Annotated in this window: 12 protein-coding genes; 11 read left to right on the top strand and 1 reads right to left on the bottom strand. The window is 42.9% G+C overall.

Annotation, left to right across the window (positions count from 1 at the left end):
- A partial coding sequence (tsaD, locus tag OSCI_RS11220) for a tRNA (adenosine(37)-N6)-threonylcarbamoyltransferase complex transferase subunit TsaD (protein WP_039962144.1) occupies positions 1-1,028 on the bottom strand: 1,028 nt, incomplete at its 3' end.
- 282 nt (positions 1,029-1,310) lie between these two features.
- On the opposite strand from tsaD, the gene OSCI_RS11215 reads away from it, so the two are divergent.
- From OSCI_RS11215 to OSCI_RS11175, 11 genes are all read left to right on the top strand, one after another.
- Complete coding sequence (locus tag OSCI_RS11215) at positions 1,311-1,799, top strand: photosystem I reaction center protein PsaF,subunit III (protein WP_007355063.1); 489 nt, start codon at positions 1,311-1,313, stop codon at positions 1,797-1,799.
- A 90-nt stretch (positions 1,800-1,889) separates the two neighbouring features.
- Positions 1,890-2,024, top strand: coding sequence for a photosystem I reaction center subunit IX (psaJ, locus tag OSCI_RS28420; protein WP_007355062.1), 135 nt, complete (start codon positions 1,890-1,892; stop codon positions 2,022-2,024).
- A 285-nt stretch (positions 2,025-2,309) separates the two neighbouring features.
- The gene (locus OSCI_RS11205; RefSeq protein ID WP_007355060.1) at positions 2,310-3,122 is read left to right on the top strand and encodes a carbon-nitrogen hydrolase family protein; all 813 of its coding nucleotides are present in this window, start codon (positions 2,310-2,312) and stop codon (positions 3,120-3,122) included.
- Between the two features lie 89 nt (positions 3,123-3,211).
- Entirely contained in the window at positions 3,212-5,503 is a 2,292-nt protein-coding gene (locus OSCI_RS11200; protein WP_019487779.1) for a sensor histidine kinase, read from the top strand.
- Between the two features lie 256 nt (positions 5,504-5,759).
- Positions 5,760-9,566 (top strand): caspase family protein, encoded by a 3,807-nt coding sequence (locus OSCI_RS11195; protein WP_007355058.1) that lies wholly within the window; start codon positions 5,760-5,762, stop codon positions 9,564-9,566.
- A gap of 102 nt (positions 9,567-9,668) precedes the next feature.
- Positions 9,669-9,833 carry a hypothetical protein gene (locus tag OSCI_RS30665; RefSeq protein ID WP_007355057.1) on the top strand — a complete coding sequence of 55 codons (165 nt, stop codon included), beginning with the start codon at positions 9,669-9,671 and terminating at the stop codon, positions 9,831-9,833.
- A gap of 102 nt (positions 9,834-9,935) precedes the next feature.
- Complete coding sequence (locus tag OSCI_RS30660) at positions 9,936-10,112, top strand: hypothetical protein (protein WP_007355056.1); 177 nt, start codon at positions 9,936-9,938, stop codon at positions 10,110-10,112.
- A gap of 82 nt (positions 10,113-10,194) precedes the next feature.
- Positions 10,195-10,521: a DUF433 domain-containing protein gene (locus OSCI_RS11190; RefSeq protein WP_007355055.1), complete on the top strand. Its 327-nt coding sequence runs from the start codon at positions 10,195-10,197 to the stop codon at positions 10,519-10,521.
- Positions 10,522-10,532: 11 nt separating this feature from the next.
- Complete coding sequence (locus tag OSCI_RS11185) at positions 10,533-11,660, top strand: AAA family ATPase (protein WP_007355054.1); 1,128 nt, start codon at positions 10,533-10,535, stop codon at positions 11,658-11,660.
- Positions 11,650-12,195, top strand: coding sequence for a hypothetical protein (locus OSCI_RS11180; protein ID WP_007355053.1), 546 nt, complete (start codon positions 11,650-11,652; stop codon positions 12,193-12,195). The genes OSCI_RS11185 and OSCI_RS11180 overlap by 11 nt, the downstream gene beginning before the upstream one ends.
- A gap of 30 nt (positions 12,196-12,225) precedes the next feature.
- Positions 12,226-16,638: an eIF2A-related protein gene (locus tag OSCI_RS11175; protein ID WP_007355052.1), complete on the top strand. Its 4,413-nt coding sequence runs from the start codon at positions 12,226-12,228 to the stop codon at positions 16,636-16,638.
- Positions 16,639-16,663 lie beyond the last annotated feature (25 nt).

The raw sequence follows: 16,663 nt of genomic DNA, 5'->3' as shown, positions 1-16,663 counted from the left end.
TCCATTACATCGGTAATTGGCATTCGGGAATGAGCGCCTAAAGTTAAGGGCGAAGTATGCCCTAATTCTAAATGTTCGGCGGCGGCACAAGCAATCATCGCAGCATTATCTGTGCAATATTTCAAGGGGGGAAATAGTACGCGCAAATTGTGTGCATTGGCCGCTTTTTGTAAGTGTTGTCTTAGTCCGCTGTTAGCTGCAACTCCGCCGCCGATGGCAATAGTATTTAAGCCACAATCTAAAGCGCAGGCGATCGCTCTTTTTGTTAAACTCTTGGCTACTGTTTCCTGAAAACTCGCTGCAATATCCTTTACTGGTAAATCGTCATTCTCTTTTTGTAGCTTCTGGACTAAATGCAACACAGCCGTTTTTAATCCACTGAAACTGCTGTCATAGGGATGATATCCTCCTGTAGGCAAAGAAATTTTACCCTCCGGTAGGGAAAAAGCTTTCGGATTGCCAATTTGAGCTAGTTTATCAATGATGGGGCCGCCCGGATAGCCTAACTTTAATAAACGAGCTACTTTATCAAAAGCTTCACCCGCTGCGTCGTCGCGAGTTTGACCTAAAATTTCGTAGTTTCCGCAATTTTTGACATGAATCAAACTGGTATGACCCCCGGAAACTAGCAAGCATAAAAACGGTGGGTGCAAATCGGGTTCGCTGAGGTAGGAGGCATAGATGTGACCTTCTAGGTGATGAATACCTAAAAAAGGCTTCTGATGAACAATTGCGAGGGTTTTTGCTGCTGTTAACCCGACTAGCAAAGCACCTACTAAACCGGGGGCACAAGTGGCTGCAATCCCGTCAATTTCTGACCAAGTGAGGTTGGCTTCACTCAGAGATTGCGCGATCGCCCCATTTACCATCTCGACATGACTGCGCGAAGCTACCTCTGGGACGACACCCCCATATTGTTGATGGATTTTAATTTGTGACGCTACCGCACTGCTGCAAACTTGACGATTCTTAACAATCGCTGCCGCTGTTTCGTCACAACTTGTTTCAATTGCTAAAACGGTTGCCATATATTCAATTTTACGTGATAAAGTTAGTGTCGCATACAAAAAGAGCAGCCATAAACTCAGATATATGCTGAGCTAATTGGTGGTGGCTGTCTGACTCAGCCTTTAAGAATCAAGTTTTTTGTGGATCGATCCCAAAAAGGTTGTCCTTAAAAATCTCCTTATCTTTAGATCGGGGAATGTCTATCTGGCAAGCTCAAAAAATAGTAAGATGTCTTCCAGACAAGCAACCTTGAGATGCTTGTACAAAAAACTTATTGTTTTGTAACAAAAGGAAACAATTCCATGCGAAGATTGTTTGCTGCGATCTTAGTCCTGAGTCTTTGGATCAGTTTTGTACCTGTAGCCTCGGCATACGATTTAGTACCCTGCAAGGACTCGCCTGCTTTCAAAGAACTAGCGAAAAATGCTGTTTCTACGAATGGCGATCCAGCTTCAGGAAAAGCCAGATTTGAGCGTTATTCTGAAGCATTGTGCGGGCCTGAAGGCTACCCACACTTAATTGTAGATGGTAGCTTGGAACACGCGGGCGACTTTTTGATTCCCAGCGTCCTGTTTTTGTACATTACTGGTTGGATTGGCTGGGTTGGCCGTTCCTATTTGCAAGCCGCGAAAAAAACCAGTTCTCCAGAGGAACAAGAGATTATTCTCAATGTGCCTTTGGCAATTTCCTTGATGCTAACCGGCTTCTTGTGGCCTTTGGCAGCACTCAAAGAAATCACCACTGGTGAAATGTTCGCCAAAGATGACGAAATCACTGTTTCACCTCGCTAATAGTTAATGGTTGTTAACTGTTAACTGTTAACGGTTAACTGTTAACTGTTAACAATTCGATGTTCTGTTGATTATTGTGGAGAATTGTTGATGCAATACTTTGTGAAATTTCTTTCTACAGCACCAGTAGTTACAGCGCTTTGGCTGTCAATTCAGGCTGCGGCTTTGATTGAATTTAACCGTTTTTTCCCTGACTTGCTGTTTCACCCTCTGCAATTGCACTAAAGCTTGAGTCGTGTTAGGTTGCAGGTCAAGCGATTTTAGATTGCTGATTTTAGATTTGGGATTTAATCGCAGATTCCTAATCTCAAGTTTAAAGCGATCGAATCTAAACATCGATTGACCTGCGCTTTATGTTTAAAGCTATTTATACAAATGGTTAATAGGGAAAATCTTTGAAGTATCAAAGACTTTACGTTGTTTCTCCCTTCTTTTTAATTCTTCTGCCTTCTGCCATTCTAGATAACTAAATTTTTCCTTCTTCCTTCTTCCTTCTTCCTTCTTCCTTCGATGAAATCATATCTCGCTGCTGCAATTCAAATGACAAGCTTGCCTGATTTGCAAAAAAATTTGCTTCAGGCAGAAGAATTAATCGATCTGGCTGTGCGCCAAGGTGCTGAGTTAGTGGGTTTGCCAGAAAACTTCCCATTTATGGGGGAAGAAGCTGAAAAAATGGCACTTGCTAGCGAGATCGCGATCGAAAGTGAAAAATTCCTGAAAACGATGGCCCAGCGGTTTCAAGTGACAATATTGGGAGGGGGGTTTCCCGTGCCGGCAGATAGTGGGAAAGTTTACAATACCTGTTTGCTAGTAGACTCGAATGGAATTGAACTGGTAAGATATAAAAAAGTACATCTGTTTGATGTCAACGTACCAGACGGTAATACTTATCAAGAATCGAGCACAGTCAAAGCAGGGGAAAACTTGCCTCCTGTCTATCCTTCAAAAGATTTTGGGGTGCTGGGACTGTCGGTATGCTACGATGTGCGTTTTCCAGAACTATATCGCCATTTGTCTTATAAGGGAGCCGAGGTTTTGTTCGTGCCGGCGGCGTTCACTGCTTATACTGGAAAAGACCATTGGAAAGTGTTGTTGCAAGCCAGAGCGATCGAGAATACTTGTTATGCGATCGCACCTGCACAAACCGGTCGCCATTATGGGAGACGACAAACGCACGGTCATGCGATGATTATCGATCCTTGGGGAACAATTTTAGCGGATGCGGGGGATGGGCCGGGAGTGGCGATCGCAGAAATTAATCCCGATCGCCTGGAACAAGTTCGCCGCCAAATGCCATCTTTGCAACATCGGGTTTTTATCTGAAATAGTATTAGGTAGGAAATTTAGACTAGACATCTCCAGAAATTAAACTTAAATCTTTGTAAAACAAGGGTTTAGGAGTGATTTTGGGGGTGTCTGCTACGGATTTAAAACGTTATACTAAATCTTCCTACCGATCGCAGAAAATGTTGAGAAGATATCAGGCCAAAATCCTAGCAGCTATTCACCAGCCAGTACCTTTGCGCCTGGTCTTAATTGCACCATTTATCATCGAAATTTTTGCTGTTGTCGGACTGACTGGATGGCTATCGCTACAAAATGGTCAAAAAGCAGTCAATGACTTAGCCACTCAACTCCGAAATTCCGTTAGCGATCGCATTCAACAACACTTAGAAAGTTACCTAGAAAAACCATTATTAATCGTTAAACTGAACGTTGAGGCCTTTAAACTAGGACAATTAACCTCAGAAAATTCTCTAGCCTTAGAACGCCACCTGTGGCGACAAATGCAGTTTTTTTCTAATATTCGTTCCAACTATTTTGGCAACAAAGAAGGTGCAATCTCTTTAATTACCAGAGAAGATGATGGGGTGACAGTTGTGAGAGTAACAGAAAAATTTCCCCAACGGACTACTTACACCCTTGATAATCAAGGAAATCGCCAACAACGCCGAAGAATAGACCAAAATTACGATCCTAGAACTAGACCTTGGTATCAAGCTGCAATCAAAAATAATCAAGCAAGTTGGGAAATTTATAGCTTTACCTACGGAACTTTAGGAATCACCGCATCACAGCCTGCTTATGACGCTTCAGGCAACTTTCAAGGAGTTTTTGCCGTCGATCTCAGTCTCAGTTATATCAGTGACTTTCTGCGAACCTTGGAAATTAGTACCAACGCTCAGACTTTTATTATGGAACGTTCTGGCTATCTAGTAGCGAGTTCAGATTCTCAGCCGTTTACAGTTAACACCGAGGGAAAACAACAACGTATTTTAGCAACGGAAAGTCGCACTCCCTTAATCCAAGGGGCCGCTCAATATTTGAATTCTCAATTTGGTTCTCTTAACAAGGTTAGGAATACAGAACAATTCAATTTTTGGATCGGGAATATGCACTTGTTTGGACAAGTATTACCCTACCGAGATGCACGAGGTTTAGATTGGTTAGTGGTCGTAGTTGTGCCAGAAACAGATTTTATGGATGAAATCAATGCTAACACTCGGACTACGATTATTTTGTGTATTGCAGCTTTGGCTGTAGCTACTTTATTGGGGATTTTAACAGCTCAATTAATTGCACGACCCATTCAACATTTAGTAATAGCATCGAAGGCAATAGCCTCTGGAGAACTCAATCAACAGGTAGAAATAGCTGCTGTTAAAGAGTTAAATGTTTTGGCGGTATCTTTTACTCAAATGGCGGGTCAGTTACAAGGTTCTTTTACAGAATTGGAACAGTCAAAAACGAATCTAGAAATTCGCGTTCAAGAGCGAACTATTGAGTTAACTCGTGCTTTAGAAGAACTACAACAAGCACAATTACAACTTATTCAAAGTGAAAAAATGTCAAGTTTAGGGCAATTGATGGCGGGAATTGCTCACGAAATTAATAATCCTGTGGGTTTTATCCATACTAATTTACCATATACTCAAGAGTCTTTGGAAAACTTGTTAGTTTTAGTTAAGCTTTATCAGCAGCAATTTCCTGATGTAACTCCAGAGATTGAGGAACAAAAGGCAATAGCGGATTTGGAATTTTTGCAGGAAGATTTGCCTAAGCTTTTATCTTCAATGCAAGCTGGGACTGAACGTATTCGGCAGATAGTTCTCTCCCTACGAAATTTTTCCCGCCTAGATGAATCGGCGGTGAAAGCTGTAGATTTACATGAGGGATTAGAGAGTACGTTATTAATTTTAGAACACCGTTTACAAGCTCAACCAAATCGCTTGGCTATTCAAGTTATCAAAAATTATGGTCAGTTGCCAATGATTGAGTGTTGGGGAGCTCAAATGAATCAGGTATTTTTGAATATTATCAGTAATGCCATTGATGCGATCGATGCTTTGGCTGTAGAAAATCAAACAGAGAATGGAATTTCAAAGGATGGATTTTTACGCTATCCTCCTCCCCAAATTACAATTTCTACGGCGTTAGTTGAGGGTAATGTTACAAATGTTAGCGACACAATAGGAGAGAGGGTTATAATTAGTATTGCTGATAATGGTAAGGGTATTTCAGAGGACGTGCAGTCCCGGATTTTCGATCCATTCTTTACTACAAAATCTGTGGGTAAGGGAACAGGACTAGGATTATCAATTGCCTATCAAATTGTTGTTAAACAGCATGGTGGTTTACTGAGATTTAATTCGACTATGGGGAAAGGAACTGAATTTATCGTTGAAATTCCTGTTAAAAAATGAGGGTTTATTTAATCAGGCAATTTTTAACATTTTTGCTATAATTCTGATGTAGATTTCACCTGGTTTCACCGAAACTATCGGCTTCGTAACGCCGCCATCCTGGCGGTATACTTAACAGCCAGGATGGCGGCGTTACAAATATTTTTGTGTAAGTTATATAGTTGGTATAAAATACTGGAAACTGGGGTGTCGGTATCAGCAAGAGGCTTATGGCTCTTGCATATTGCTTTATTACCAATTACCGCTAAGATTTTTTATGACTCGCAACATTTACGCGCTGCTAGTTGGGATTGACCAGTATCTCCCCCCTGTCGCACCTTTGAGAGGTTGTGTTAACGACATTACGGCCTTTGAAGAGTATCTGCGATGGCGAAGCGCCGCGCCTTTGGCATCGCGCGTCACTTCTGACGATGACCAGCAACTCCACCTCCTCACCCTCAAAAATCAACAAGCTACCCGCCAAGCAATCATCGACGGTTTCCGAACACATCTCAGCCAAGCTAATCGCAACGATATTGTACTATTTTATTACAGCGGACACGGCTCCCAAGAACCCGCACCGCCGGAATTTTGGCACTTAGAACCTAACCGCCTCCACGAATCTTTGGTTTGTTGGGATTCCCGTCAAGAAGGTGGGTGGGATTTGGCCGATAAAGAATTAGCAAAACTGATATCTGAGGTTGCCAAAAAAGACCCGCACATTACAATTATTATGGATTGTTGCCATTCCGGTTCTGGCACTCGGAATTTGGAATTGCAGGAAACTGGGGTAAGGCGAACACCTGCAAATAGGCGAACGCGACCGATAGAAAGTTTTATCTTAAACTCCGAAGAAATTAGTAAGTTAGTATCAACATCTCGCAGTCCCGAAGCAAATCCTACTGGCTGGATGATACCACGCGGTCGCCATGTTTTGTTAGCAGCTTGTCGCGACTGCGAAGAAGCCAAGGAATATTACGGTACTGGACAACATCGCGGTGCTTTTTGCTATTTTCTTTTAGATACTTTGCAACGCGCTAATGGTAGTTTAACTTACCGGGATGTATTTAAGCGCACTAATGCTTTAGTCCGCAGCAAAGTTGCGTCTCAGTCGCCGCAGTTGGAAGCGACAAATTTAGAAGATTTAGACCAGCCGTTTTTAGGAGGTGCGATCGCAAAACGCACTCCTTATTTTACTGTGAGTTATCATTTAGAGTACGGCTGGATAATTGACGGCGGCGCAGTACACGGCATTCCGCCAGTGGTAGGGGAAGAAACGACTCGGTTAGCTTTGTTTGCAATGGATAGTAATCCCGAAGATTTGCGGCAACTTTCTAACTCATTTGCCGAAGCAGATGTTACCGAAGTTTTACCCCAATTCAGCAAGATTTCCTGTACAAATGTAGATAACTCACTGGATGTAGAAAAAACTTTTAAAGCAGTTGTTACCAGTTTGCCAATGCCGCCTTTAGGTGTTTGCATTGAAGGAGAAGAAGTAGGTGTAAAATTAGCAAAGGAAGCCTTACAAAAAGCGGGGCCGGAAGGTCAAGCTTCAATGTATGTTGGGGAAGTAGAAACAGCAATTCAAGCTGAATTTCGGTTAATTGCTCGTAATGGCGAGTATATCATTGCTCGGCCAACGGACGATCGCCCGTTGGTGGCTAAAATTTCTGGTTATAACCAAGGTAATGCTAATTTAGCGATCGCGCGTTTGGAACACATCGCCCGTTGGACGAATATCGCTGAACTTTCTAGTCCTGCATCCAGTCGCATTGACCCCGATGCCGTAGAAGTGAAAATATATCAGGGGGAAGTCGAAATTGAGGCACAACAAATTCGGTTAGAATATAAGTATGAAAATGGCAAATGGCAGCAGCCAACTATTAGGATAAAATTCATCAATCGTAGCGACGAACCGCTTTACTGTGCCTTATTAGATTTAACCGAAACTTACGCGATTTTAACTGGCTTTTTTGCCTCTGGCGGTGTTTGGTTACAACCCGGAGAGGAAGTATTTGTTTTAGGGGGAAATCCGATTTATGCCACAGTACCCAAAGAACTCTGGGAACAGGGAGTTACTGAGTTTAAAGATGTCCTAAAATTGATTGTCAGTACAGCGGAATTTGACGCAACATTGCTGGAACAAGAAAGGTTAGATGCGCCTCGAACTCGTGCAGTTAAAATTGCGGGAAAGGGAGGAAAAAGCGTTCTCAATCGCTTGATGAACCGCGTACAAACTCGCGATCTTTTATCGCAACCAGAGAAGGATGAAGTATGGGATGATTGGGTGACATCTCAGATTACATTTACCACAGTGCGACCGCAGGAAACGACACCGATACCCCAAACGGGAGAAGCGGTTTCCTTGGGTGCGGGTGTAGAAATGCGATCGCATCCCAGTTTAAAGGCAAATGCGCGTTTAACGACGATTCCCCAAGCGACGCGCGATGTAGGTAATATGATTTTGCCGCCAATTTTGCGGGATAATCCAGAGTTTATCCAGTCTTTCCAATTTACAGCCAGTCGCGGTACTGACCCCGGCCTGAGTGCGTTAGAACTCAGCAATGTGGAAGATGCGGCTGCCGTAACGCCGGAACAGCCGCTAGAATTGATAATTGATGCGCCGCTGGCTGAAAACGAGGCGCTGATTGGGATTGGTTATGATGGCGAATTTTTCGTCCCGACGGGGTTGGGGAAAAGGAGCGATCGCGGCCAAACAGAGATAAAATTAGATCGGTTGCCCGATCCGGTATCATCGGGAAGTCGCAGTCTTGGCGGTTCTGTCCGCATCTTTTTCCAGAAAGTCGCCCTGCAAAAATTAGGCTACGATTACGAATATCCGATTTTAGCGATCGCCGACCTCCTCACAAACGATAAAGTATCTTATGAGAAAGACATTCACGAAGTGAGAGAGTGGGTAGCGAAGGCTCAGCGAATTCTTCTCTTCACTCACAGCATTCTCGGAGATACTCAAAAAATGGTTCCTGGGATCGGGCAAGTATCGGTGCAAACGAACGGTCAGCATCGCCCTCTCAGCGATTTGTATGACCTTGTTCTCACTTTTGATTATGAAAGTATAAACACTCCGATTGAGGAGAATGCGAGATCGTTAAAGCACCGCTTAGAGTTGGCCGGACTGGGCGCGAATCATGGCAAAGTGCTGCACATCGTAGCCCAAGGAATGGGCGGCTTAGTGGCGCGGTGGTTCATTGAACAAGAACAAGGGAATCGAGTTGTGCAGCACTTAGTGCTATTGGGACCGCCGAATGGCGGTTCTCCCTGGGCGACAGTGCAGAGTTTGGCGAAAACAGCGTTACTAAGTGCGATCAATGGGGTGACTGCGATCGCGCCTCCTGTCAAGTGGCTCAGCGATTTGCTGCTAAAAGGGACAGTGGAAGCTGCAAGCGTGTCTCTAGAGCAAATGCAGCCCGGATCGGAGTTTCTGAAGAAGCTGGCGGCAAGTCCCGATCCACAAATTCCTTATACAGTGTTAGCTGGTAATCAGTCCATCCAGCCGGCGGCGCTGGCCCAGAGGAACGGCCAGGCGAGTACCTTCGAGCGCATGATGCAGAAGGCGGGGGGAATGACTGGCAATATGGCGATGTTCGGCCAGCCAAATGATATCACCGTGAGTGTGGCATCCATGACGCAGTTGGGTTTGGGGAGAAAGCCGCAGATTTCGGAGGTTGGCTGCGATCATTTCAGTTATTTGAGCATTGCTGAGGGGTTGGAAGCCTTAGCGATCGCGCTTTCTAATGCTCCTGAAATGCCTCTTTTAGTGTCTTCTGGGCCTGTTGCTGTGGAAGCGCGATCGGATTTTGCACCTGTGAAAGCACCGCCAGTTGCTACTCCGGCTGTGGCTGAGGTTGCACCTGCCTCAATGTCTACGGCTGCGGCTGCTCGCAATGTTAGTCAGAAAACCCCGGATTTAGTCACTATAACTGTTGAGCGTCACTGGTTGATTGGGGGTTTTGCTGTAATTGTGGCGTTGCTGAGTGCGATCGCGCTGATGAATGTCATGCTATTAATGCGGCCTGTTCCTGAAGCGCCGAAGTTGGAGAATAAGAGTAGTAAAATTTTTTGAATTTTGGGTTTGGGGAGCGCGATCGCTTTTATTTCTAGAGAGCGCGATCGCTTCTTCTACAACTGCTAGAATGTAACTTAGCATGAACTATAGAGGTGGAACATGACGGCATCAATAGACATTCGCCAAAGAGCGATTGAATTAATTGATAAATTGCCCAATGAAATGTTAACAGAAGCAGTTACACTCCTCGAATATTTGTCTTTAAAGGCTAATCAACTAGGAGATGAAACCGCGTTAGGCTCAGAAGAATCCGCTTTGCTATAAATTATTCAGCGTCATCTATTATTTGAAGAACAAACACGGCTGGACTATCTGCGCCAACAGAATGAATGGGAACAGATAACCGAGGCAGAACATACAGAATTATTGGCCTATGAAGAACGGTTAGAAAATATGAATGTGGAGCGAGTTGAAGCTCTGATAAAATTGGCTCAAATCAGAAATACTGATTTAACAACCTTAATCAGCGAGTTTAAACCAGAGAGTAGAATATATAATGGCATCGGGGCGAGGGATAGTTTACATCCGCCAGAGGAAGTGTAGGATACGCTCGCTTTTTTGACGGTATTCTCGACAGTCGCTATAATTTAAGGGAGTGATGAAGCAATTAATTATTAACAGAAGTATGACACTCAAAGAATTGCAACCACAACTTTTAGCCTTAACCCCAGATGAGAAAATCCAAGCCATAAAAATATTATCCCAAAGTTTAAGTAACAGTTGGCCAGGAATTGAAAAAACTCGCGGCGTTATAGGCGGTGATGCCTGTATCAGACAAACGCGCATCCCCGTTTGGCTGCTAGTGAGTTATCGCCGTTTAGGTGCTAGTGAATCCGAACTTTTATATGCCTATCCAAGTCTTAATGCTGAAGACTTAGTAAATGCTTGGGGTTATGCTGAAGTATATCCTGATGAGATAGAAATAGCAATCCGAGAAAATGAGAAAGATTAAGGAGAAATTATATGCTTAAACGAATTTATATCGACAATTTTCGATGCCTAGTAAATTTTGAACTGTCTGTTGACTCAATTAATTTATTTCTCGGCTCAAACGGGGCTGGCAAGTCAACTGTTTTCGATGTTTTGCGAAAAATCCAAGCTTTTGTAAGTGGTGATAGCAAAGTTGATGCAATTTTTAAATCTGTTGATTGTACGCGCTGGCAGACATCTTTGATTCAAAGCTTCGAGTTAGAAATTGAAGGAAATGGGGGAACTTACAAATATGAACTTGCCATCGAACATGATAGAGATAGAAATGGAAACCAGACTCACATTAAGTACGAGCGCTTGTGGTTTGATAACCAACCATTACTAAAATTCGGGTTAGGAGAAATGCAAGTCTTCCGCGACGGTTCTTTATCCTTAGAATGGAAAGAATATCCCTTTGACTTGTTTCAGTCAATGCTGGCTTTACTTATGCCCAGAGATGACAATAGCAAGCTGACTTGGTTCAAAGAGCGCATGGAGCGTTTCATAATACTTCAAATTAATCCTAGTATGATGGTTGATGAGAGTAGTAAAGAAGAAAATCGTTTATCTTATAGGATGGAAAATTATGTTTCTTGGTATCGTTACTTATCTCAAAATCAAGGCAAAATATTTGAATTAACAAACACTTTAAAAGAAATATTTGAGGGATTCGCTTATTTTAAATTTATCGATGCAGGGGAAAAAATTCGCCTTCTCAAACTGTCTTTCTCACTAGAGAATGACAGAAATAAATTAGTCGAATACAAATTGGGAGAACTCTCTGATGGTCAGCGAATGTTGATTGCACTATATACGCTTATTATATGCACTAAATCTGAAGATTACACTTTATGCCTTGATGAACCTGAGAACTTTTTGGCACTACCAGAAATTCAACCTTGGTTGATTCAACTTTATGACCTTTGTAGCGAACAAAAAACACAAGCATTGCTGATTTCTCATCACCCTGTGTTAATTGACTATCTTTTAGCATCACCTGTAGGATATTGGTTTGAACGTCAAAGTAACACTCCAGTTCGAGTAAAACGGATCGGCACTGATAATGATACTGGACTTCCTATTTCAGAATTGGTAGCGCGGGGATGGCTCCATGATTCATAGTGGTATGCAAATTATTGTATTATGTGAGGATAGACAGCAGGAAGTATTTGCCCGACATTTTCTCGTTAAGCGAGGTTTTAATCCCCGGAAGATTACATATTTGCCCCTTCCCAAAGGAAAGCAATCTGGAGAACAATATGTAAGAGAAAATTATGCCAAAGAAGTTAGAGCTTATCGGAGTAAAAACTACCTTTCAATTGCTTTAGTTGTTTTGATAGATGCCGACAAATATACTATAGCTGAACGATTAAATCAGTTAGATTTAGAGCTTGAAGCTGACTCTCAAGCTAAACGTCTATTAGATGAAAAAATAGCAGTGTTTATACCCCGACGAAATATTGAAACTTGGATACACTATCTACAAGGAGAAATCGTTGATGAGGAAACAGCATATTCAAAACTTCCTCAAGAAAGTGATTGTAAACCCTGTGTTGAAAATTTGGTAAATTATTGCCAGCGTGGATTGGACGAAAATGCTCCTGAATCATTGCATCTAGCCTGTAGTGAATGGCAAAGAATTATGCCCACAAATTAAAAATCTCCAATACTAAATTAATAACTAAAAATGGAATTTAAACGCTCTCTCGCGATCGTCATTGGCATCAACGATTACCAAAATGGCATTTCTCCCCTGAGAACGGCTACTAACGATGCCAAAGAACTCGCTCGCATCCTTAAAGAAGATCATAATTATGATGTAAAATTATTATTAGATACGGAAGTTACCCGCGAAAAACTGCAAATATTACTATTAGAAACCCTACCCAAAGAAGTAGGAGAAAACGATCGCATTCTATTCTACTTTGCCGGACACGGCATCGCTCTTGATAACGATGACGGCCCGGCCGGATACGTGATCCCGCAAGACGCACAACCCGGTGATAGCAGCACTTTTGTACCAATGCAGCAGGTACACGATGCGATCGCATCCCTCCCCTGTCGCCACCTCCTCGCCATCCTTGACTGTTGCTTCGCCGGGGCCTTCCGCTGGGCCGCCACCCGCGATCTCCTCGCGCACCCCGAAGTCATCCACCAAGAACGTTACGATCGCTTCATCAAAGACCCCGCATGGGTTGCGATTACCTCCGCATCCCACGACCAAAAAGCCTTAGACAGCTTATCCCTAAAAGACGATCGCGGCATCAGCGGCAACCATTCCCCCTTCGCAGAAGCTTTATTTGACGGACTCAGAGGCCGCGCCGACTTGTTCCCGCCGCCAAAAGACGGTCAACCTAGCGGTGATGGGGTCATCACTGCTACTGAACTTTTTTTATACGTGCGCGATCGCGTCGAACCCGACTCAGCAGAACAACGCCACCGCCAAACTCCCGGAATGTGGCCGTTAGCAAAACACGATAAAGGCGAATTTATCTTCTTAGTTCCCGGTCACGAACTTAACTTACCGCCGGCACCAGAACTCAATCGAGAAAATAATCCCTATTGCGGTTTAGAATCTTTTGATGAAGAACACAGAAATCTATTTTTTGGACGCGAAAAGTTAATCAAAAAGTTGTATAATTTTGTCGAAAAACATCCCTTAACTGTGGTTTTAGGCGCGTCAGGAACGGGTAAATCTAGTTTGGTTAAAGCGGGATTAATCCCTCGCTGGCGAAACGCTAATTCAACGGTAGAAGCTAAAAGTAGGGCAATAACCGCATCTGAAGGTGGGGGAGAAACTGACAATTCATCCGTTGTTACAGTTATCGGGCCTTTACGACCGGGGGAATCTCCTTTAACCTCGTTAGCTAGAGCGCTTTTGTTAATAGATGAAAATATATCTAACCGCCAAAGTACAGATAAGGAAAAGCAGAGAGATGATATTCTGCGGATTCAGAAAATGACCGAAGGATTGCGGCAAAATGTTGGTAAGTTTGCCGATTTAGTTACTATTTGGAGTAGCGCTAATCCTCATAAAAAATTGCTGTTAGTGGTTGACCAATTTGAGGAATTGGTAACAATGTCTGATGAAGACGAGCGATCGCTATTTTTGGCGCAACTTGAAGGCGCGATCGCAGCGCACCCAGAAGCACTCAGGGTTGCGATCGCTGTTCGCCTCGATTTTGAAGCTCAATTCCTTGATTCTGCTCTCAAAGCTTACTGGATAGACGCTCGGTTTATTGTACCGCCGATGACTCAGGACGAGTTACGGCAAGCGATCGAGGGCCCTGCGTCGGAAAGAGTATTATACTTTGAGCCATCCAGCCTCACAGACCAATTGATTAATGAAGTCGTGCAGATGCCGGGAGCTTTGCCGCTGCTATCATTTACCTTAAGTGAGCTTTATATAAAGTATTTAGAAAGTCGGCGCAATAATCGGGCATTAAGTGAGAGCGATTACAAACAATTGGGCGGCGTGGCGGGTTCTCTCACACAGAGAGCTACCGCTGAATATGACCAACTGGTGCAACTTGACAGCGCTTATCACGACACAGTAAGGCGCGTAATGCTGCGGATGGTGGCGGTTGAAGGTGGGGAATTGGCGCGGCGGCGGGTGGCGCGATCGGAGTTACTTTATACAGATGCAAGTGAGAATCAGCGAGTAAGTGAGATAATTCGGCGCTTTTCGGAAGCGCGGTTGCTGGTTGGGGGACAGGAAACTGGCGGTGAGGCTTATGTTGAGCCTGCTCACGATGCGATCGCGCGCGGGTGGGATAAGTTACAACGGTGGAAAAACCAGGAACAGGAAACTTTGACGCTACAACGCTTACTAACCCCTGTCGCTAAGGAATGGATTAATAATAAACAAGTTGGTTTTCTTTGGGATAACAATCCGCGTCTTGACTTGCTAGAACAGGTATTAACATCTGATGATAACTGGCTCAATCAATACGAATCAGAATTTATTAAACGTAGCATTCAACGCAGGCGAAATAATCGTTTGCGCGTTATTGCTGCTGTTAGTACATTTGTAACTGTTGTCAGTTTAGCTGCAATTATTGCTTTGATTCAGCGCAACCGGGCGATAGAAAATCAGATCGATGCTTTAGCTTCTTTGTCTGAATCTCAGTTACTTTCTAATCAACAGCTTGATGCACTTTTAGCGGGAATGAAGGCGGGTAAGCAATTAAAAACAGCCATGAATATCAGCGGTGATGTGGCTGTGGAAACTGTAGGCAGTTTACAGCAAGCTATTGATAATGGGAAGGAAAATAATCGCTTAGAAGGGCATGGCGATCGCGTGCAAGCGGTAAAATATAGTCCAGATGGGAAAACCATAGCAACTGCAAGTTCTGACAAAACCATAAAACTTTGGAGTGCCGATGGTCGTCTTCTCCAAACTTTAACAGGCAATGAAAGAAGTGTAAACGATCTTAGTTTTAGTCCCGATGGCAAGCTGTTAGCTGCTGCAAGTTCGGATGGCATAGTTAAGCTTTGGAATATTGACGGCAAGCTTATTAAAACTTTCACCGGAGATAGTGAAAAAGTAAACAGCATTAGTTTTAGTCCCGATGGTAAAATGTTAGCAACTGCCAGCGATGACAAAACTATAAAACTTTGGAATTTAGATGGTAGCTTAATCAAAACTTTGACAGGTCATACTGAAAGGGTAACTCGTATCAGTTGGAGTTCAGACAGCAAAAATATAGCATCCGTAAGTGAAGATAAAACCTTAAAATTATGGAGCATAAATAGCAATAAATCGCAAATTTGTAAAGGACATACTGATTATATTATGGATGTCAGCTTTAGTCCTGATGGTAAAATATTGGCAACGGCAAGCCTGGACAAAACTGTAAAAATCTGGCAACCTGATTGCAAAATTATTGCCAACTTTACAGAACAAGAAAAAGGAGCAATTAGTGTTAGCTTTAGTGCCGATGGTAAGATGTTAGCTTCTGGCAGCGATGACTATACAGCGAGAGTTTGGAGTTTAGAATCAGGCGGGGTAGGCGCAATTTTGCTTAATCAATTTAAGGGACATGGCGATCAGGTGACGAGTGTTAATTTTAGTCCAGATGGGAAGAATTTAGCAACAGCTAGCGCTGATAAAACTGTAAAAATTTGGCGGTTAGATGGTGATATTCCGCTGCGAAATGACGGTTTTATTGAGAGTGTAAATTTTAATCCTGATGGTAAAACTTTTGCTTCTGCTAGTGCCGATGGACAGGTGAAATTATGGCGCACTGATAAAACTCTTTTAAAGACGATAAAATTAGATAGTAGTAATAAGGTTTCATCTATTAGTTTTAGTCCCAATGGTAAGATTTTAGCGGCTGGCAGTTATGACAAAACAGTGACACTTTGGAATGCAGCAGATGGAACACAGCTTAAAAATTTAGCAGCACATAACGAAGGCGTGACAAGTGTAGCCTTTAGTCCAAATGGTAATATTTTAGCTTCTGGCAGCGATGATAAGACAATTAAATTGTGGAATATAGCTGATGGAAAAATGCTAAAAAATATTACTGAACATAGCGATGGCATAACAAGTTTAGCTTTCAGTTCTGATGGCAAGTTTTTAGCTTCTGGTAGCAACGATAAAACAGTTAAATTGTTTAACTCTGACGGCACTTTAGTTAAAACTTTAGAAGGTCATTCTCAGGCTGTACAGGCTGTAGCTTGGCATCCTAACAGCAAAATTTTAGCTTCTGCAAGTGCGGATAATACTATTAAGTTTTGGGATGCGGATTCTGGTAAGGAAATTCGGACTTTAACGGGACATCAAAATGCAGTAGTAAGTGTTAGTTTTAGTCCTGATGGAAAGATTTTGGCTTCGGGAAGTGCTGATAATACTATTAAGTTGTGGAATGCTACAGATCGTACGCTGATTAAAACTTTAATTGGCCATCAGGGACAAGTTAAAAGTATGGGTTTTAGTCCAGATGGGAAAATATTAATTAGCGGTAGCTATGACCAAACTATTAGTTTATCGAGTTTAGATTTAGATGATTTGTTGCGGCGGGGGTGCGATCGCCTCCAAGATTATCTCACAAATAATGTAAATCTAAAGGAGAGCGATCGCAACATTTGCAAATAGCCTGTCGGATCTTACACCAATATCA

Origin of the sequence: Kamptonema sp. PCC 6506, from assembly GCF_000180455.1 — a bacterium.
In the GTDB taxonomy this organism is placed as follows: Bacteria; Cyanobacteriota; Cyanobacteriia; order Cyanobacteriales; family Microcoleaceae; genus Kamptonema; species Kamptonema formosum.
The sequence above is the reverse complement of the archived record's forward strand: the minus strand, read 5'-3'. Positions and strand labels throughout refer to the sequence as shown.

Coding starts and splice junctions, on each gene's coding strand:
- OSCI_RS11215 (WP_007355063.1), top strand. CDS start 1,311: ATGCGAAGATTGTTTGCTGCGATCTTAGTCCTGAGTCTTTGGATCAGT.
- psaJ (WP_007355062.1), top strand. CDS start 1,890: ATGCAATACTTTGTGAAATTTCTTTCTACAGCACCAGTAGTTACAGCG.
- OSCI_RS11205 (WP_007355060.1), top strand. CDS start 2,310: ATGAAATCATATCTCGCTGCTGCAATTCAAATGACAAGCTTGCCTGAT.
- OSCI_RS11195 (WP_007355058.1), top strand. CDS start 5,760: ATGACTCGCAACATTTACGCGCTGCTAGTTGGGATTGACCAGTATCTC.
- OSCI_RS30665 (WP_007355057.1), top strand. CDS start 9,669: ATGACGGCATCAATAGACATTCGCCAAAGAGCGATTGAATTAATTGAT.
- OSCI_RS11190 (WP_007355055.1), top strand. CDS start 10,195: ATGACACTCAAAGAATTGCAACCACAACTTTTAGCCTTAACCCCAGAT.
- OSCI_RS11185 (WP_007355054.1), top strand. CDS start 10,533: ATGCTTAAACGAATTTATATCGACAATTTTCGATGCCTAGTAAATTTT.
- OSCI_RS11180 (WP_007355053.1), top strand. CDS start 11,650: ATGATTCATAGTGGTATGCAAATTATTGTATTATGTGAGGATAGACAG.
- OSCI_RS11175 (WP_007355052.1), top strand. CDS start 12,226: ATGGAATTTAAACGCTCTCTCGCGATCGTCATTGGCATCAACGATTAC.